General features: G+C 42.2%; 16 protein-coding genes. 10 read left to right on the top strand and 6 right to left on the bottom strand.

All coding sequences use genetic code 11. The features are described from left to right. Positions 1 to 80 precede the first annotated feature (80 nt). The 5 genes from NYE25_RS22370 to NYE25_RS22350 all read right to left on the bottom strand — a co-directional run bounded on the left by NYE25_RS22370 (position 81) and on the right by NYE25_RS22350 (position 5679). Positions 81 to 809 carry a protein-glutamine gamma-glutamyltransferase gene (locus NYE25_RS22370; RefSeq protein WP_341146850.1) on the bottom strand — a complete coding sequence of 243 codons (729 nt, stop codon included), beginning with the start codon at positions 807 to 809 and terminating at the stop codon, positions 81 to 83. A 78-nt stretch (positions 810 to 887) separates the two neighbouring features. Then, a complete protein-coding gene (locus NYE25_RS22365) occupies positions 888 to 2147 on the bottom strand; it encodes a PucR family transcriptional regulator (RefSeq protein ID WP_341146849.1) in 1260 nt (419 codons plus the stop codon). Positions 2148 to 2739: 592 nt separating this feature from the next. Continuing rightward, positions 2740 to 2916: a hypothetical protein gene (locus NYE25_RS22360; protein WP_341050810.1), complete on the bottom strand. Its 177-nt coding sequence runs from the start codon at positions 2914 to 2916 to the stop codon at positions 2740 to 2742. Positions 2917 to 3037: 121 nt separating this feature from the next. After that, complete coding sequence (ald, locus tag NYE25_RS22355) at positions 3038 to 4171, bottom strand: alanine dehydrogenase (protein ID WP_341147768.1); 1134 nt, start codon at positions 4169 to 4171, stop codon at positions 3038 to 3040. Positions 4172 to 4452: 281 nt separating this feature from the next. Next, the gene (locus tag NYE25_RS22350) at positions 4453 to 5679 is read right to left on the bottom strand and encodes a Zn-dependent hydrolase (protein WP_341147767.1); all 1227 of its coding nucleotides are present in this window, start codon (positions 5677 to 5679) and stop codon (positions 4453 to 4455) included. A gap of 228 nt (positions 5680 to 5907) precedes the next feature. On the opposite strand from NYE25_RS22350, the gene NYE25_RS22345 reads away from it, so the two are divergent. The 4 genes from NYE25_RS22345 to NYE25_RS22330 are packed head-to-tail and all read left to right on the top strand — an operon-like array spanning position 5908 to position 10921. Then, positions 5908 to 6939, top strand: coding sequence for a glycosyltransferase family 2 protein (locus tag NYE25_RS22345; protein ID WP_341146848.1), 1032 nt, complete (start codon positions 5908 to 5910; stop codon positions 6937 to 6939). Then, positions 6936 to 8063, top strand: a complete 1128-nt coding sequence (locus tag NYE25_RS22340) for a polysaccharide pyruvyl transferase family protein (protein ID WP_076286648.1) — start codon at positions 6936 to 6938, stop codon at positions 8061 to 8063. Before NYE25_RS22345 ends, NYE25_RS22340 begins: the two co-directional genes overlap by 4 nt. Beyond that, entirely contained in the window at positions 8038 to 9585 is a 1548-nt protein-coding gene (locus NYE25_RS22335) for a sugar isomerase (RefSeq protein WP_076286649.1), read from the top strand. The genes NYE25_RS22340 and NYE25_RS22335 overlap by 26 nt, the downstream gene beginning before the upstream one ends. A gap of 19 nt (positions 9586 to 9604) precedes the next feature. Then, positions 9605 to 10921: a glycosyltransferase family A protein gene (locus tag NYE25_RS22330; RefSeq protein ID WP_076286650.1), complete on the top strand. Its 1317-nt coding sequence runs from the start codon at positions 9605 to 9607 to the stop codon at positions 10919 to 10921. Here NYE25_RS22330 and NYE25_RS22325 read toward each other — a convergent pair. Next, complete coding sequence (locus tag NYE25_RS22325; RefSeq protein WP_341126974.1) at positions 10895 to 12007, bottom strand: threonine aldolase family protein; 1113 nt, start codon at positions 12005 to 12007, stop codon at positions 10895 to 10897. The two genes, NYE25_RS22330 and NYE25_RS22325, sit on opposite strands and share 27 nt — an antisense overlap. Before the next feature lie 157 nt (positions 12008 to 12164). Between NYE25_RS22325 and udk the strand changes: the two genes are divergently transcribed. The 6 genes from udk to NYE25_RS22295 all read left to right on the top strand — a co-directional run bounded on the left by udk (position 12165) and on the right by NYE25_RS22295 (position 18395). Beyond that, positions 12165 to 12791 (top strand): uridine kinase, encoded by a 627-nt coding sequence (udk, locus tag NYE25_RS22320; RefSeq protein ID WP_042184138.1) that lies wholly within the window; start codon positions 12165 to 12167, stop codon positions 12789 to 12791. Positions 12792 to 12953: 162 nt separating this feature from the next. Continuing rightward, the gene (locus tag NYE25_RS22315) at positions 12954 to 14546 is read left to right on the top strand and encodes a spore germination protein (protein WP_341146847.1); all 1593 of its coding nucleotides are present in this window, start codon (positions 12954 to 12956) and stop codon (positions 14544 to 14546) included. 97 nt (positions 14547 to 14643) lie between these two features. Beyond that, complete coding sequence (locus NYE25_RS22310; RefSeq protein WP_076286653.1) at positions 14644 to 15756, top strand: GerAB/ArcD/ProY family transporter; 1113 nt, start codon at positions 14644 to 14646, stop codon at positions 15754 to 15756. A 24-nt stretch (positions 15757 to 15780) separates the two neighbouring features. After that, positions 15781 to 16011, top strand: a complete 231-nt coding sequence (locus NYE25_RS22305) for a hypothetical protein (RefSeq protein WP_076286654.1) — start codon at positions 15781 to 15783, stop codon at positions 16009 to 16011. 44 nt (positions 16012 to 16055) lie between these two features. After that, positions 16056 to 17261: a Ger(x)C family spore germination protein gene (locus NYE25_RS22300; RefSeq protein WP_341146846.1), complete on the top strand. Its 1206-nt coding sequence runs from the start codon at positions 16056 to 16058 to the stop codon at positions 17259 to 17261. Positions 17262 to 17282: 21 nt separating this feature from the next. Beyond that, on the top strand, positions 17283 to 18395 hold the full coding sequence (locus tag NYE25_RS22295; protein WP_341146845.1) for a GerAB/ArcD/ProY family transporter: 1113 nt from the start codon (positions 17283 to 17285) through the stop codon (positions 18393 to 18395). Positions 18396 to 18499: the final 104 nt, after the last annotated feature.

Below are 18499 nucleotides of genomic sequence, written 5' to 3'. Positions count from 1 at the left end.
TACTGAAACTACGTATGACGGACAAACGGATGGTGAAGTGATTTTTCAGGAAGATTACTCTTCTTGGTACCCTCTTAGCGTTAGATCTTATTAATGTAGCTTCTAGTCCCTATTCTTGAAAACACAGTGCACTCAGAGCCTCTATTTTCCGCTCCGGGTAAGACAGAACCTGTAAATAGTCGCTGTAAATAATTAAAATCAGGATGTATCGACTCATTCGTAAGAAAAGCTGAGGTATTGCTTCCGGGCGATCTTTCCTCATTAAGAGAGGCTATGATGACTTCTGCAGTGGTTATCCCAATGCCGTGCCCATAATACAGGTCTTCTTCAAGCTTAACAGCATTCTCACCCTGCCACTCTGGCTTGCTAGGCGCATGATCTGGATTCCTGAAATACACAATATCTCCCCGCAGCATCTGATCCTTATTATAGTTCGTAACTAAGCGCAGATTCTCGTCGTAGTTCCAATCCCATAAGAATAAATCCTTAAAATACCTATTAAAGGCTTCTTCACCTATAGCTTCAATTGTCGCCCTGTACATAACAATGACCATCGCTGTCGCGCATTCGAAGGCATATAAATGTCCGTTCTGAAAAATGTCTTTAATCCCCACCGAAGGCGCCACACCAGCGTTCAGCTGTAGTCCTCCAATATCTGTACGCGTCCAAAACTGCGGGTTGCAGCGCGACTCATCAAATGTTGCAAAATCCGCTCCACTGTTATTTAAAGCTTCCGCCGATTCCACGATGCTGTCTCTCATTTTCCGTTCAAAGTCAAGGGCATCGGGTGAACGAACTTCCTTCACCATGCTTAGTCCCTCCAATATTATAGGTTCTAAATATAGGTTATTGTACGTGTTCGCTGCCCAGTTGGTGCTTAATTCATTTTATTCCCCTGACTCAACAAACCACTGATTGAGCTGCCTGGTCTCTTCCGTCAAAATATCCAAATATAAAGAAGTGCGGTATCCCGTATCCTTTAAGCTTTTTCCCGTAATCTCTGCTATGCGATTTAATCTGTACAGCAATGTGTTGGTATGAATATGTAAAAAAGCGGCAGATTCCTTCAAGTTTCCACTGAGTGATAAATAAACGGCAATGGTTTTTAGAAAATCACTTTTATGCTCGCGATCATGCTCTTTTAGCGGATACAGTAAAGGACTTTTACGGGTCCGACTACGTTTTTGCTCTATAATAGCCGGAACATACGCCCAAAATCCAATATCCTCATACAATAGTAACTCTCGGCCATGAAAAGGCAGCAGCTTCTTGATTTCCAGAATGGAACCCGCTTCCCAGTACGCAATGGCTGCCGACATATATTCAGTGTAATCCAGGCTACAGCCTGCAGCCAGCATACAGTTCTCACTCTTACGCATATCCTCGATAATTTTGTGCATGAACGAATACAGACCACCCGTCCCTTCCATGCGAAAGCTGAATGAAAACAATATAATTAACCGATTGTGCTCAGCAGTCAGAAACAATAATTTCAGCCCCGGATAGGAGGTCATAGTTTGCCGAAACCGAAGTACGAAGTGGTCATTGATGACCTTGTCACTCTCAAACACGCTAATATAATATTTGTCCGGCAAAAGAATCGACCAAACTTCCGCATCCTGCTTGATATTCGCTTCATTGTGATAATGGGAGGTGAGCAGCTTCCAGAAAAAATCCTCCTGCGTTTTCTCCTGCTTCGTCTTCCAACCCCGTTGCTTCAATATATAACGACCAACGATGGCCGCCGCTTTCTCTACAATATTCTCTGCGTGACCTTCAACTAGATTGCCTGCATCCACTACCCATATGTACCCGAGTATTTCCTTCTGATGTTTGATGCAAATAGCGAGTCGGGGGCCAAGACCTACCTCCATGACCGCAGGAATCCGAATCGGACGTGTAGCGCTCTCAAGCTGCTGCATAATCCCCTTCTTGCGTAAGCCAATAATGACAGCGTTAGGTACACGCTTTCCAATAATGGTCGAAATTCTCGCGGAATCACTCTCAAATTGATGGGAGCTGTATCCGATCACATGATGATTGCTGTCCTCAATCGTAACTTGGGATTGAAGAGATTCACTAATCGCATCCGCCAACGATTCCATACTATCGAAGAAACGATCAAACAATGGATCCTTTTCCGTCACTAGCCCCACCCCTGCCTGAAAAAATAGCCGAACCTTGTACTCTAGAGTGATTTTATTATAGTATGCGTGCTCCCAGCTGACTATAAGATAATGGGATGGGGCGAGATGACGGGACCTTGAGATCGCCGGGTGGAGGAGTTACGAGGTTATAGAGTTGCGTGGGGGCGGAGTTGCTGAGTTACGGGTTACGTTGGTTACAGGGTTGCGGGTTTGCATGGGACGGAGTTGCCGGCTACGTTGATACGGGTTACGGCGTGACGGAGTGGCGCGACAGTACATAAACCGCTACTTCATAGAGCCCCTTTAGAGTTTTTAGGGAATTCCTCCCTAAAATTCTGTATTTTAGGCTTGGTTTACTACTAATCAGGGAAAAACTCCCTAATATTCAACCGATCAGGTTATTATTGGGCATATTCTTCGTATTTTTAGGGAGAAATTCCCTAATTATAGCGTTTCAAGCTATTTTCGCGTAATTTTTAGGGAGGATTTCCCTAAAAATCATCTTCAACAAATCTCTCACCGTAACAAAAAACCAAATACTAACTAATCAAGCTGTAACTAGCCAAATCAGGCTACACATAGTTGAAACTTGCTAGTTTTGATCGAATTCAAACCAACTTCTACGTTGTCTATCCACCTTTAGCGTCGCGCTGGCAACATCAACAGTACCTAACCATACCAAATACAACTTAGCTACTTTTAACAATACACCAACAAACATCCACCCGATCCAACGATCTTCATAACGCAGTCCTACAACCTTTAACACCGAACTGAGCCGAAATTATTACTCCCAGAAACAACAAACAGCAAACTCCCATAGCGGGAATTCGCTGTCTATTGGTTTTCAAATATTATAAATCATTTGGAACGCATCTATTTAGCTCTATTTAGCTCATCGTGAACGTCTGCTCCATAGCTTGTTCTACCGTAAAATGTTTCTCGCCAAGTGCTTCAGCCACGGCTTGGCAGGTGATTTTACCGTTGGCGACATTTACGCCGCTTCTTAGGCCGGCATTCTCCTGAATCGCCTTGATCACGCCTTTATTGGCAATTTGCAGGGCATATGGAACGGTGACATTGGTTAAAGCGATCGTCGAAGTTTTGGCCACAGCGCCCGGCATATTAGCAACAGAATAATGCAGCACGCCGTGCTTGATAAATACAGGATTATCATGTGTTGTCACTCTGTCGATCGTCTCTACGATACCACCTTGGTCAATGGCCACATCGACAATCACCGATCCCGGCTTCATGGTCTTGACCATTTCTTCTGTAACCAGCTTCGGTGCTTTCGCACCCGGAATCAACACCGCACCTACCAGCAGATCTGCCTCAGCTACCACTTTGGCAATATTGTAAGGGTTAGAGATCAGCGTATTGATCTGTGCCCCAAAAATATCATCTAATTGACGCAATCTTTCTGCACTGAGGTCAACAATTGTAACATCAGCACCCAAACCGATAGCCATTTTTGCAGCGTTTGTACCTACTACTCCACCGCCGATGATGCTAACTTTGCCACGACTAACCCCAGGAACACCGGAGAGAAGAATCCCTTGTCCGCCATAGTTTTTTTGCAAGAACTGAGCGCCAAGCTGAACAGACATCCGGCCCGCCACTTCACTCATCGGTGTTAATAACGGCAAGGTACGTTCATGAACAACCGTCTCATACCCGATGGCAAAAACACCCTTGTCTTTGAGCGCAGCGGCCAGAGAAGGTTCAGGCGCAAGATGCAGATACGTGAACAAAATAAGGCCTGGACGGAAATAAGGGTACTCGCTTTCCAGCGGTTCTTTCACTTTCATCACCATTTCGGCAGAGCTCCAGACCGTAGCTGCGTCCTGAATCAGCTTCGCTCCGGCAGAAGCATACTCTTCGTTCAGAAATCCACTTCCCACACCAGCCCCAGCTTCCACCAGCACTTGATGTCCTTCTTTAATAAGGCTAACTACACCCGCAGGCGTTATGGCTACACGATTCTCATTATTTTTAATTTCTTTAGGCACTCCGATAATCATCATTCATCTCTCCCGTCTAATGTAGATCCCTTATGTAAAGAATGATAACATACGTTTAGTATTCCCAATTTGGTAAAAAATTAAAATATTATCTATCATCATTGTGTTTTTACACAAAGGATTCGACTTAAACCGCCCAGTAACTTTATGTCATTTGGTACCCAACACAACCCTAATCATTATCTCATAAAAAAAGACACTGCTTAAAGTGTCTTTTTGACGATTTTGTATGAAATTAAAGCACTACTTCCATAATAGAATGTTAAGTTTAGTGACGCGTATTACTTTGACAGTAATAACAACACCGTTTCTAGGATTACATTTACCCCTTTTTCACAGTCTTCATAGGAGGTAAACTCCTCCTCACAATGACTTTTTCCCTTCACACTAGGTACAAACACCATCGCGGATGGCAGAAAGCTGGCTACGAACTGAGCATCATGCCCTGCGCCACTTGCGATCTTCCGTTTAGAATAACCCAAGGCTTGTGCCGCTTGCTCTACTAAATCACATATCCCCCGGTCAAACCAAACAGTCTCTCTACCCCAAAGCTTGGTCTTACTTACTCCGCAGTCCAGTAGCATCTCCGGCAAGCTATGAATAATAGCTTCCACCTCACGAACAATCTCCATATCTTTATGTCTAGCCTCAATGGTGAAGATCACTTTATTGGGAATGACGGTATGAATATTAGGAAACACATTCATTCTGCCCATGGTATACACCAGTTCAGAATCGAGTCCACTAAGCTTGTTTCTAAGCTCCGTGATCAAATCCGTGGCAGCGAACAAGGCATCCTTGCGCATTGCCATAGGCGTGGTGCCCGCATGATCCGATTCCCCCGCCACCTCAATCTCATAACAGGCCATGCCAACTACACAGTCCACCAGACCAATCGACAGTTCTTCTTGTTCTAGCACGGGACCTTGCTCGATGTGAAGCTCCAAATAAGCAGTGGCTTCGGTAATACGATTGCTCGCTTCTCCCTTATAGCCGCTCTCCTCCAGCGCTTCGCCAAAGGTAATGCCCTCCGGATCTTTTTTATTCAACATTTCTGCCTTATCGAACTTACCGGCCAGCACACCAGAAGCCATCATCGAAGGCTCAAAGCGAGCCCCTTCTTCATTTGTGAAATTCATAATGGTCACCGGTAGCTTCGGTTTTATCCCGTGATCCACGAGTGTGCGGACTACCTCTAGTCCAGCGATTACCCCAAGGACGCCATCAAATCTGCCACCTTTTTTCACAGTATCCATATGCGAACCAATCACAATAGGAGGCCCAGACTCTACACCCGCAAGCCTAGCGTACATCGTGCCCATATCGTCCACCTTCACAGACATCCCCAATTCTTCACAACAGGATCGAAAATAATCCCGAACCTTAAGATCCTCTTCCGTCAGCGATAACCGGGTCACGCCGTTGTTATCTGTACGCCCATAATCCGCAAATGCCTCAATCGTATTCTTTAATCTCTCACCGTTCACGAATATTTTTTGCAGCTGCATCATAGGTCCCTCCGCTTCGAGCGTTCATGATTTTATAGACTTTCTATATATGTTATACCAATCGATATGATTGTCATTTTACATACTGTAATAATTATTATTCACGTGATGTTACAACGAATTAGAGGTAGCAATAAGTAAACTAAAGTAGTATATACAATCTTTTGATACGAAGGGTAAGCTTAAGATAGCTATTTATTCAGTTCTACCAAGGAAAGGAGCCAGCACATGAATCTAAGCATTGTGGTCCCTGTATACAATATTGAACATTATATAACCCCTATGTTTGATTCACTCCTTACCCAAAGTGGACCGCATTTCGAGGTCATTATCGTGGACGACGGATCTACAGATAACACCTACAACGTGATAGCAAATATTCTCGCACTTCACCCCGATCTTTCTTGCAAAGTCATTCGAACAGAGAATCAGGGAGTTAGTGCGGCTAGAAATAGAGGCTTAACAGAAGCTACAGGGAAATATGTGCTGTTTCTGGATGGTGATGATTATATCTCTACAGACTTAGTACGAACCATTCATACCTATACTCAACCATCTGACCCCGAGATTATTTGCTGGGGATATAGCCATGTCACAGAGGATGGAGTCACTACTTTGAGCTACACCTCCGCTTATAGCCACATAACAGGCAGTGAAGCGCTGACTCATATTTTTGTGAACAAAAGCTTGCGAATATGGACAGGGAGCATAGCGTATAACCGGGAATTATTGCTCCTTCATGGGCTCCAATATACGGAACGCTGTGTGAATGGAGAAGATCAGGAATTTATCTACAAAGCCTTATCCAGAGCCGCTACAGTCATCACATTGCCGGATATATTATCGTTTTATTTACAAAGAAACACGTCGATTTCCAACAGCTATAATGTGAAAAAATTTGATGTCGTTGGTGTATTCAAACGGGTAGATGCTTATTTCGAGGCCCATCCCTTTGAGAAGCTGGATATGATATCTCCTTATATAAGAAATCGCGAATTGATCGAGAATTACTTTTTCAACCTAAAAACCTGTCTAAATGGGACAGAAGGCGTAAGCATTCATAAGTTACTTCGCGACATCGATCATACCTATCCGGAACTAAACCAAGAAATGTATGAACTCATAAGACGTTATAGAGGGAATGATCGAAGATTAGCCCTTTATATCCGAGCATTCTTAATCTCCCCGCTTCTATATCACAGATTCATTTCTGTGGAGAGAAGCTTATCCAGGTTCAAGCGAAAGGAATCTAGAATATGAAGAAGATGCTGATCTATGCCTATACCGAATTTAATTTGGGCGATGATTTATTCATAAAGGTGCTATGTGAAAGGTATCCGGATACCGAATTCAGAATCTGTGCTCCACGCCTATACAAGCTATGCTTCAAAGAGATCAGGAACCTCAAAGTGTATCCTTCCGATTCCATTTTCTTAAGAGGCATTGCCTTTATTTGCAGAAGGTTAAAGATACATAATCTGGCGCAAAAATTCATGGCAAATCGTTCCGATGGTGTTGTTCATATCGGCGGCTCGATTTTTATGCAGGCAGAGCATTGGGAGGAGCATTTTAAGAACGCAGAAGCCATCCGGAATAAGAACAAGCCCTACTATTTATTAGGATCGAATTTCGGCCCTTACACAGATAAAGAATATTATGAGGAACACAGGCGGGTTTTTAAGGACTATACAGATATCTGCTTTAGAGAAAAGTACTCTTATGATTTATTTGAGGATCTGGATCATGTCCGTTTAGCACCCGATATTATTTTTCAGCTTAACCCGTCAGATCTTCAAACCGAACCAGAGGATTATATCGTCTTATCCGTCATTAAGCCTTCTGCTAAAGGTCTGAACGGTTTTGACAACCTCTATTATGAAAAAATGAAAGAACTCGCAATTTATTTCATTGAAAAAGGCTACGCTGTTCATTTTATGTCATTTTGTGAACACGAAGGCGATCAGCTGGCGATTGAGGAAATCCGGAATCTTATGGGCCACTCCTATGAGGATGCCACCCAAGTGCATTTATATAAAACGAATATGGAAGAGGTCTTGGCCGTTCTAGCCCATTCCAGCTTTATCGTAGCTTCAAGATTCCATGCGATGATCCTCGGCTGGGTTTTGGGTAAACCAGTGTTTCCCGTCGCTTACAGCAAAAAAATGATCAATGTAATGGAAGATGCCCAGTTCAAAGGGCTATATACCGATTTCACTACACTGGAGCAGCTCCAGCCTGCGCAGGTTTTTGAAAGTATGACCACTCACTATATGGATGTCACGCCGCAAGTCAAACATGCCGAAAGGCATTTCGAGCATCTGGATACGTATTTATCGCTTTACGAAAGGAGGATACGTTATGAGAGCCAAGCGGAGCATTCTTAACTTATCTTTTGGACTCGGGAGTCAGCTCATTACGATCATCCTCGGTTTTTTTATCCCCCGGCTGATTATGGTCAACTATGGCTCAGAGGCCAATGGTTTAATCGCTTCTATTGTACAAATTATTAGTTATTTGGCACTGCTGGAAGCCGGCGTAGGCGCCGCTTCGATCCAAGCCCTATATAAGCCAGTAGCTTCGGATGATAAGAACCACATCAACTCTATTTTGGCCGCCACCTCTAGCTATTATAAAAAAACAGGCATTTATTATTTCTTCGCCGTTCTTCTAATCGCCACCGTGTATCCATTAGTGATCACTTCTGACATCGATCGATTATCGGTTATGCTCATTATTTTACTTACAGGGATGGGCGGAGCGATCAATTATTATTTCCAAGGGAAATTCAAAGTGCTTCTCGCTGCAGAGGGAAAAAGCTATGTAGAGACTTCTATAGTCACCGTAGCTAATATTCTGAACAATGTAATTCGGATTCTGTTATTACTTCAAGGCGTTAACATCATTGCTGTGCAAGCTTCCTATTTCATATTGACCATACTTCAAATCGTCGTCTTCTATATTTACATCAATAAGCATTACAAATGGATCAACCTAAATCTTAAACCAGACTATGAAGCCATTGGTCAAAAAAATTCTGTCTTAGTCCATGAGATCTCCTACTTAGTGTTTAGAAATACTGACGTGCTAATCCTGACTATATTTACGAACTTAAAGATCGTCAGCATTTATGTCATGTACAACATGATTTTTACGATTGTAGATAACATCGTCCAAACCATAAACGGAAGCGTGAAGGCTGCTCTCGGTCAGAGCTTTCATGAGAGTAAAGAAGCCTTTATTAAATTTTATGATGCTTACGAAGTGTATTTTATGGGGCTCATTTTCTCGATTCTAACGGTAGCTTACATTCTAATTCTACCTTTTATGAAACTGTATACCGCTGGGGTAAATGACGTGAATTATATCGATATGTGGCTGCCGATCCTGTTCGTAGTCATCAAATTATTAACCAATGCCAGAGCTTCTTCTAATAATGTGATTACGATCGCCGGACACTTTAAGAACACACAGAACCGTTCCATACTAGAATCCGCTATCAATCTAGTCGCTTCTATTGTCTTCGTTATCTTTATGGGGATTTACGGTGTATTGATGGGGACGATAGCCGCTCTCTTATACCGCTCCATAGATATCGTGATCTACGCTAGCAGACATCTGCTGAATCGGAGTCCTTGGGTCACCTTTAAAAGATGGCTAACGAATGCAGTGGTTTTTGTGGGTATTATTCTGATCTCTAGCGCTATCAATATCCCCATCCATTCCTATGCGGGAATTATGTTGTGGGGTGCACTGCTAGGACTTGTGATCTTGCCTGTCTATTTCGTAATCGCCTCCTTGATGGAACGGGAAGTATTCCTGTATACGTGGGGGCATCTCAAAATATACCGAACTAAGCTCAAAAATAAGGTTATTGCTAGACCTGAGGTAAGTAGTTTATCCAAATAACACATCAGGAGGACCCCAAATGGATCATAGCGAGGTTTTGCAGCAAGCCTGTTACGTCTTTCTAAATGACCTTAATGATGAAATCAACCATTCATCTGCACTTCAATTGGATGATCAAGAGATATTCCAACGATGCCGCCTGATCATAGCTAAAGAACAAAATCCGCAAGTTAAAACCTATCTAGAAATCTTATCTGAGGTGATCCGTGCTTATCTCACAGGGAGAGCTTCAGAAGATGCATTAAGGTTCTATCTGTCAGAGCAATTCAGTATTGTGAACGAAGAAATTGACGGGTTAATCCATGGGATCGTTGCAATCAAACATCAGTCCTCCCATACGGATACTTCACACTCAGCGCTCCTTTCCTTTGCCGATTATCCCAAGGTTAGTGTCATTATCACTACTTACAATAGAAAGGCATTTCTATATCAAGCGATCCAAAGCATCTTAAAGCAAGACTATCCTTATATAGAGATCACAGTTATTGATGATTGCTCTACAGATGGCACGGAAGAGTTAATGCATCAAAGCTTCGGAAGCGAGTCACGGGTAATATATATGCGGAACGAAAAAAATAGCGGCCCGGGTAATAATCGCCGTAAGGCTTTTGCTGCTCATGGTGATGGGGAGTACGTTCTTTTTCTCGATGATGATGACTATCTGATTGATATGAATTATTTAAGTAAGGCTGTGGACTTTCACAATCACCATCCCGAAATATCATTTGTGGCTGCTAATGTGTTTCTTGAATTTTCAAAGGCCAAGCAACTGAAGATCAGTAGCCTACAGCTAAGCAGGATTATTAAGAAGCAGGATTATTTCATGAATTTCGAGAAAAAAGGATATCCGAAGCCCTCCTCCACCTTAACAACTGTCTTTAAGCGTGAGGCTTTAATGGCTATGGATATCCTGAATATGAACATGGTTAACGATGCTTCTATTTATCTGCGTTCTTTGTTGGTCGGTGATGCTGGCTTCATAGATACCCTTGCCGGTGTGTACAGATTACACGGGGACAACATTACTTTTAATTTGAGTCAGCGATTCTTAATTGAGAATCTGGAGGAGAAGCTGTTAATTAAGAATATGGCCGTTCAGAAATATGGCTATCACGAGCAGGAAATGACGGAATGGTTTAACCATAATGCATATGATACGATCTCATACTATTTATTAAATTCTGCGAAAGACGCCACAGACTTTAAATTCATGTATCATTGGGCCCTTAACCATTGCCCGCCGATCTACAATCAATTAAGAAATCAATTCCGTACAAAGCTTATTAAAAAACAATTATTACGGATCTCGTTACTTCGAACGCTGCTCGGAAGATGATTCACGCATTAGCTTATCGAGCAGCAGTAAGAATCCTTTTACCTCTTCTTTAGGAATGTCGGCGTACTTGTCTCCAATACTGATCTCACAATAAGAACTATGTTCTCCCGTTGGTCTTATCGCTGCGCTTAAACCGATTCCTGTTGCCTCATATGCAGAAGACAGGATCGGTTCAATGCTCTCCCTAGACATTTGAAAATGCATATGAAACATGTTGGAGACAGGCTCAGCAGGTAACGTAGTCACCGCATGACATTGATTAACTAAAGCAGCAAGCTCTTTAGCCCCTTCATAATACTGCTGCATCTTTTCTACTCTTTGCTGGTAGTAATAATCAGAGGAAATAATGTATGGATACAGACTGATTAGGTCGCCACCATGCCGCCGTTTCCATATCTTCGATTGCTTCGTAAACTCCTCACCGCCTGCAAGAATCGCGCCAGCAATTCCTCCGATTCCTTTATACAGTGAGATATAGACACTATCAAAGAGGGCGCAGATCTCAGCAGCTGTCTTTCCATAATAGGGAAGCGTCTCAAGCAGTCTTGCCCCATCCAAATGCAGCTTAATTCCCCGAGCACGGCAATGTTTAGAAATCGCTTCAAGCTCCTGATACTTTGGTAACTGTCCGCCAATCTCACGCTGCGGCAATTCAAGCAGCAGACAAGCAATATCATCTTTCATTTGTAATACATCATCCAAGGTAATTAGTCGATTCTTATCCGCAAGTAGGACAGGCTCGATATGATGCAATTCCTTCAACCCATCCTGCTCATGGATCTCTAAATGACATAAAGGGTGATAGGCGACGCTCTTGAGTCCTTTTTCATCACACCATATTCTTAAAGCGATTTGCTGTGCCATCGTTCCACTCGGAAAGAAGACTGCTGTTTCTTTTCCCAAAAGCTTCGCCATTTCCGACTGGAAATCCTCAATCACCTTTCCCGATCCATAAATATCAGATGGTGTACTATTCTCTACAGCTTCAAAGGCTTCCTTCAAGACTTGAACATCTCGATCCCCATGTCCTACGATTCGATAAGTCGTTTCATTAAACGCCTCTTGCACTGATTTTTTTCCGTTCATTGGTAGAATTACCCCTTCCGTGTTTGCCTTGTCCCTAATATAGACGAATTTCAAAAAATCCCATCTTAATTTTACCCGATCTAAGGTGAAAAAACATGAGCGCTGTGCTACAATATTGGAATTGCAACGGCAATCTTAGGGAGGGTTATTGAATCACATGCTCATCATTGGTATCGCCGGCGGCACCGGCTCGGGAAAAACAACCGTAGCCCGCTCCGTCATTGACCGTCTTGGAACGGGAAAGGTAACTTTCATATCTCAAGATAACTACTATAAAGATCATTCACACCTCAGCTTCGCTGAACGTGAATCCATCAATTACGATCATCCTTTCGCTTTCGATAACGAGCTGCTTATTGAGCATCTTAAATGTCTGCGAGAAGATCAGACTGCATATGCACCGGTGTATGACTTCACAGTTCATGCCCGCTCCACTACGGAGACTGTAGAACTGAAACCAAACAATATTGTAATCATCGAGGGACTCCATGTTCTATCCGACGAGAACCTCCGCGATATGCTTGATATCAAAGTCTTTGTTGATGCTGATCCTGATGTACGCATCCTCCGCCGGGTACTCCGCGATATCGAGGAACGCGGTCGGAGCATTCAATCGATCCATCACCAATATTTGAGCACGGTTAAACCAATGCACGAAGCTTTTATTGAGCCATCCAAAAAATACGCCGATTTGATCATCCCTGAAGGTGGCCATAATGAGGTCGGTATCCAGTTGTTGTCCATCCTAACTGAGAAACATTTATATAACGACTGGACGTCCTAAAGTTCTTAAATACCTAGTTCTAGCCCTAGCTGTCGAGATTCTCTCGACGGCTTTTTTTTGCATGCTCATCCCCAAATCTGCAGTTGATTATTCAAAGAATAATCCCACCGCATTTTGGTAATAGCTAATTTCACAGCAGCTTGCGGAAGAGGGATAACAACTATGGGATTTCTAAACAGAACCATAACAAAAATATTCAAAAACCCTACATTAGGGCACCCCAGCCCCACTAAAGAATTACCTAAAGAACCTCTCAAGGAAAACCTTCAAGATAATATTGAACATATAAAAACAGCACTTGGCAATAGCACAGACCTTGTGATCAGAGATTTCTTCATTGGCTCCAAGCAACAAATGAAAGCCGCTATTTTCTATACGGATGGACTTGCTGACAGTAAAGCTATTCAAGATTTCATTCTGGAGTCCCTTGTCTTAGAAATTCCAGATTTGAGCTTAGAACCTGAGAAAGACAACTATTCCTTATTAAAAAATCACATGCTTACCGTAGGTGATATCAAAGATGCGACGGAGTTCCATTCTTTGTTAACCTCCTTATTATCCGGAGATGTGATCCTCTTACTAGATGGATACGCTAAGGGTTTCACGATTGGCATGCGTGGTTGGAAAGACCGTGGTGTCACGGAAAGTGCTACAGAAACGGTGATCCGTGGACCTAAGGAAGCCTTCACAGAAAGCTTGCGTACCAACACTGCATTAATCCGGCGGAAAATAAAAGATCCAAATCTGTGGTTAGAAACACAACAAATCGGACGTATGACCCAAACCGATGTATCCATTATGTATATCAAAGGAATTGTAGATGATGGGATTGTACAAGAAGTACATACACGTTTAGATCGAATCGACATCGATGGCATCTTGGAGAGTGGTTATATCGAGGAATTAATCGAGGATGAAACCTATACTCCATTTCCAACGATCCATCATACCGAACGACCTGATGTTATTGCAGCTGCGCTAATGGAAGGAAAAGTAGCTATTTTAGTAGATGGAACGCCTATAGTCATGACGGTTCCTACTACATTCGTTTCCTTCATGCAGACCGCTGAGGATTACTACCAACGTGCAGATGTTGGTACCTTAGTTCGGATGCTCCGTTATTTCTGTATATTCATTTCATTATTAGCCCCATCTTTATATGTAGCTATTACTACCTTCCATCAAGAGATGTTGCCCACAACGCTACTCATTAGTTTAGCTGCTCAACGGGAAGGCGTGCCGCTTCCAGCGTTTATTGAAGCCCTCTTAATGGAGCTTGCTTTTGAGATTCTAAGAGAAGCCAGTGTGCGTATGCCTCAAACCATAGCCCAATCTGTCTCTATAGTAGGAACGCTAGTCATTGGAACGGCTGCAGTAGATGCTGGCATTGTTTCTGCCGCCATGCTCATTGTCGTTGCTGTTACGGCGATCTCCAGCTTTGTTCTGCCGGCCTTTGATCTCGCCTTGACGGTCAGAATGCTTCGTTTCCCAATGATGTTTCTAGCGGCTTCCTTCGGATTGTTCGGGATCATTATCGGAATTATTGCGATTGTTCTGCACATGTGCAGTTTACGCTCCTTTGGAGTTCCTTATATGAGCCCGCTAGCTCCGTTTAATCTTGTTGATCAAAAGGATACCTTTTTTCGAATGCCTCGTTGGGCTATGTTTACCCGTCCTAAGCTAATCAATCAAAAAAATCTCGTTCGGGAAAAGAGTACACCACCGGAAAAACCGGGAGATCTGACGGAGGAATAAATCTTGAAACGAAAATCTTTGTAAAATTCGCTTGTTGGGGAAAGTAACTAACTCTTTCTTGGAAGAAATGAAGTAATCATTAGGAGTGAACGAAACCATGTTAGAAAAGGGAAAAATAAGTGCCCGTCAGCTAACCATTCTTGTCATGCTCCTTACTATTGGCGATTCTATCCTTATAATTCCCTCTTCCACTACAGAATACGCCAGACAAAATGCCTGGATTTCCACTTTAATTGGGATGGTAGCAGGTTTATTAGCAGTCTATATGTACAGCAAGTTCGCAAAGTCATATCCCAATTTAACGCTTATTCAAGTGATTCAAAAGGCTTTTGGAAAATGGATAGGAACTATTATATCCCTTACATTTTTAATCTATTTTCTTATGGTTTCCGTTGGAAGTATGCGAGAAATCGGTGATTTTGTGACCTCGGAAATGTTACCTGGAACCCCTATTCCGGCCACTCTAATCTTGTTTATACTGATTATGATTATGGCAATACGACTCGGTATTGAGGTTATAGGGCGAGCTAGCGAGCTCTTCATTCCTATGTTCATTGTCTTATTCCTAATCCAGACGATTGCTATTATTCCCCAGATGGAAATTGTCAGAATACTGCCCGTATTGGAGGACGGAATAAAGCCTGTTCTAAGAGGGGCTATCTCCATCACTACTTACACCTTTTTAGAAACAGTTGTCTTTCTCATGATACTTCCTTATGTAAATCAACAAAAAATGATAACAAAGAGTTTCTTACTGGGTACGCTTCTAGGGGGTATTGTAATTTTTATTACGCTCACCGTCTCCATCCTGGTGTTAGGTCCGGATCTGACGACTAGAGATATCTATCCCAGTTATAACATCGCAAGGCGTATATCAGTTGGCGGATTCTTCGAACGGGTTGAAGCCATGATAGCTCTACAATGGATGTTAACTTTGTTTATAAAAGTAACTTTGTACTTCTATGCTTTCGTTCTGGGGTTGTCCCAATTATTAAAATTAAAAGATTATCGCGTGTTATCCTTACCCACAGGGATGATTTTAGTGGCACTCGCTCCAATCATTGCTCCGAATTTCACTTATTATAACGCTATTTTTGATAATTATTGGGTGTACTATGTTATAACCTTCGGTATTTTTGTACCGTTTGTGTTATTAAGTATGGGCATATTTCGTAGAGCACTCAGCAAAGACTTAACATCTCGGAACTAAAGATTGTTTGGGAGGTTGTGAACATTGGGTATAGTAGTGATCCTCATCATTGTAGCCGTTATTATAGCCATCGAAGTGCCTCTTATGCTGAGGAAAAATTTAATCAAGGAATTTTGGGTTTTTTTATTTCTTCTGTTGCTGGGAACTTTTTTTAGTCTGATTTACGTCATGAATATCTCGATCTCAGACCCGTTAGCCTGGATGGTGTTCATCTATAAACCTGTAGCCGACATGGTAAATGCCTGGTTATCTTAAAAATAATGGGACTAAACCCGAGAGATCTAACGGAGGAATACACCATGAAACGAAGATCACTTCTACTTTGTCTTCTTGTTCTCATACAAATTGGGTTAACTGGTTGCTGGAGTCGACAGGAAATGAATGATCTCGCGATTGCCGTAGGGATCGGCATCGATAAGATCGGAGATCAATATCAAGTTTCTGCACAAGTGGTTTTACCCAGTCAAATCGCTGGCTCAAAAGGGGGAAGTCCTCAATCACCCGTTAACCTTTACAAAGAGACAGGAAATACTGTATATGAAGCGCTTAGGAAGATCACAACCATTAGTCCACGTAAAATTTACATCTCTCATCTGCGGATCTTAGTCCTTAGCGAGGCTCTGGCTAAAGAGGGAATCAATGACGTTCTTGATTTCATGTCAAGAGATACCGAAGCGCGAAATGATTACTTTATTGTGGTGGCAAAGGATGCACGGGCAGAAGATACTTTGAAAATATTAACTAGCCTCGAAAAGATTCCTGCTGTGCGATTGTTTTCCAGCCTAGAAACATCGGAGAAAAAATGGGCACCTACATCTACTGTGACATTAGGAACACTGATTACAGAACTTGTAAGTAGGGGTAAGAATCCAGTCTTAACAGGGGTTGTCATCAATGGAAATGTAGATGCAGGAGAAACTCCGAAGAATGTAGAAACCGTAGATTCTCCAACAGAATTGAAATACTCTGGATTGGCCGTATTCAAAGAGGACAAATTGATCGGTTGGCTAAACCAAGAGGAATCAAAAGTGTATAACTATTTAACGAATAAGGTAAAGAGTACGATTTCCTTCATTAATTGTCCCCAAGATAAAGATAAAAAGATATCTCTTGATATATTTAAGGCCGAATCAAAAGTAAAAGGCAGCATGAATGGCAACAACCCAGAAATCAGTATCGAGCAACATATAGAAACAGATTTAGGAGAAGTTCAATGTAGAAATTTAGACCTCACCAATCCAAAGACCATCACCGAATTAGAACAAATCGCTAACGTGAAAGTAGAGCATTTATTCCTGACTACGATTAAAAAAGTACAACAAGAATACAAATCCGATATTTTTGGATTTGGCGAGGTCATCCATCGCTCTAACCCACAGGCGTGGAAAAAACTGAAGGATAATTGGGATCAAACCTTTGTTAACTTACCAGTAAACGTAAAGATGAACATAGAGATTCGCCAGTTAGGGAAAGTAACTAACTCTTTCTTGGAAGAGACGAAGTGATAAATTGGAGGGAACAAAGCCATGCTCGAAAAGGGTAAAATAAGTATTCGTCAACTTACCATTCTTGTTATGCTTCTTACCATTGGGGATTCCATTCTTGTAATCCCCCCTTCCACTACACACTACGCCAAACAAAATGCCTGGATTTCCTCCTTAATTGGAATGATCGTAGGTTTACTAGCCATTTTTTTGTACAGCAAATTCGCAAAGTTATACCCCAACCTAACGCTTATCCAAGTGATTCAAAAGGTTTTTGGAAAATGGATAGGGACTATTCTATCTCTTTTGACCTTAATGTATTTTCTCATCGTTACCGTAGGAAGTATGCGGGAAGTCGCTGATTTCGTGACCTCGGAAATGTTGCCCGGAACCCCTATTCCGGCCATTCTAATCTTATTTATACTGATTGTCATTATGGCAACACGACTCGGTATTGAGGTTATCGGACGAACGGGTGAGATCTTTACTCCCATGGTTATAATCCTATTTCTAATCCTAACGGTCGCCATTATTCCTCAGATGGAAATAGTCAGAATGCTGCCCATATTGGAGGACGGAATAAAGCCAGTGCTAAGAGGGTCCATCTCCATTTCGGCTTACACCTTCTTAGAACCCGTTGTCTTTCTAATGTTCCTCCCTTATGTAAATCAACAAAAAAAAATAACAAAAGCCTTATTACAGGGCTGTTTCCTAGGTGGGATTATCATCTTCCTGACAGTCACTGTTTCCGTATTAGTACTAGGTCCGGATTTAACGACCAGAGATATATATCCCAGTTATAACATAGCAAGACGCATATCGGTTGGTGGGATCTTTGAGCGGGTTGAAGCCATGATAGCTCTAATGTGGATGTTAACCTTGTTTATAGAAGTAACATTATACTTCTATGCTTTCGTCCTAGGGTTATCCCAATTATTAAACTTAAAAGAGTTTCGGGTGCTAACTCTGCCTACTGGGATGATCCTAATCGCACTAGCACCTCTCATTGCTCCGAATTACACCTATTACAACGCGGTGTTTGATAATTATTGGGTGTACTACATTATAACCTTCGGGTTATTTCTACCCTTGGTATTGTTAAGTGTGGGGATGTTTCGAAGTGCACTGAGCAAAGACTTGAAATTTCGGAATTAAATAGGAGCGGCCTTTTTTACCTAATAACAATCCGAATCCGAGTAGGGTCACCGAATGTGGTGAGAAACCGTGTGATGCTGCTGATATCATTAAGTTTAACCTCT

The sequence above is a fragment of the Paenibacillus sp. FSL E2-8871 genome (assembly GCF_038000345.1).
GTDB lineage: Bacteria > Bacillota > Bacilli > Paenibacillales > Paenibacillaceae > Paenibacillus_AQ.
Note: the sequence above shows the minus strand (reverse complement) of the source record. Positions and strands in the feature narration are given on the sequence as shown.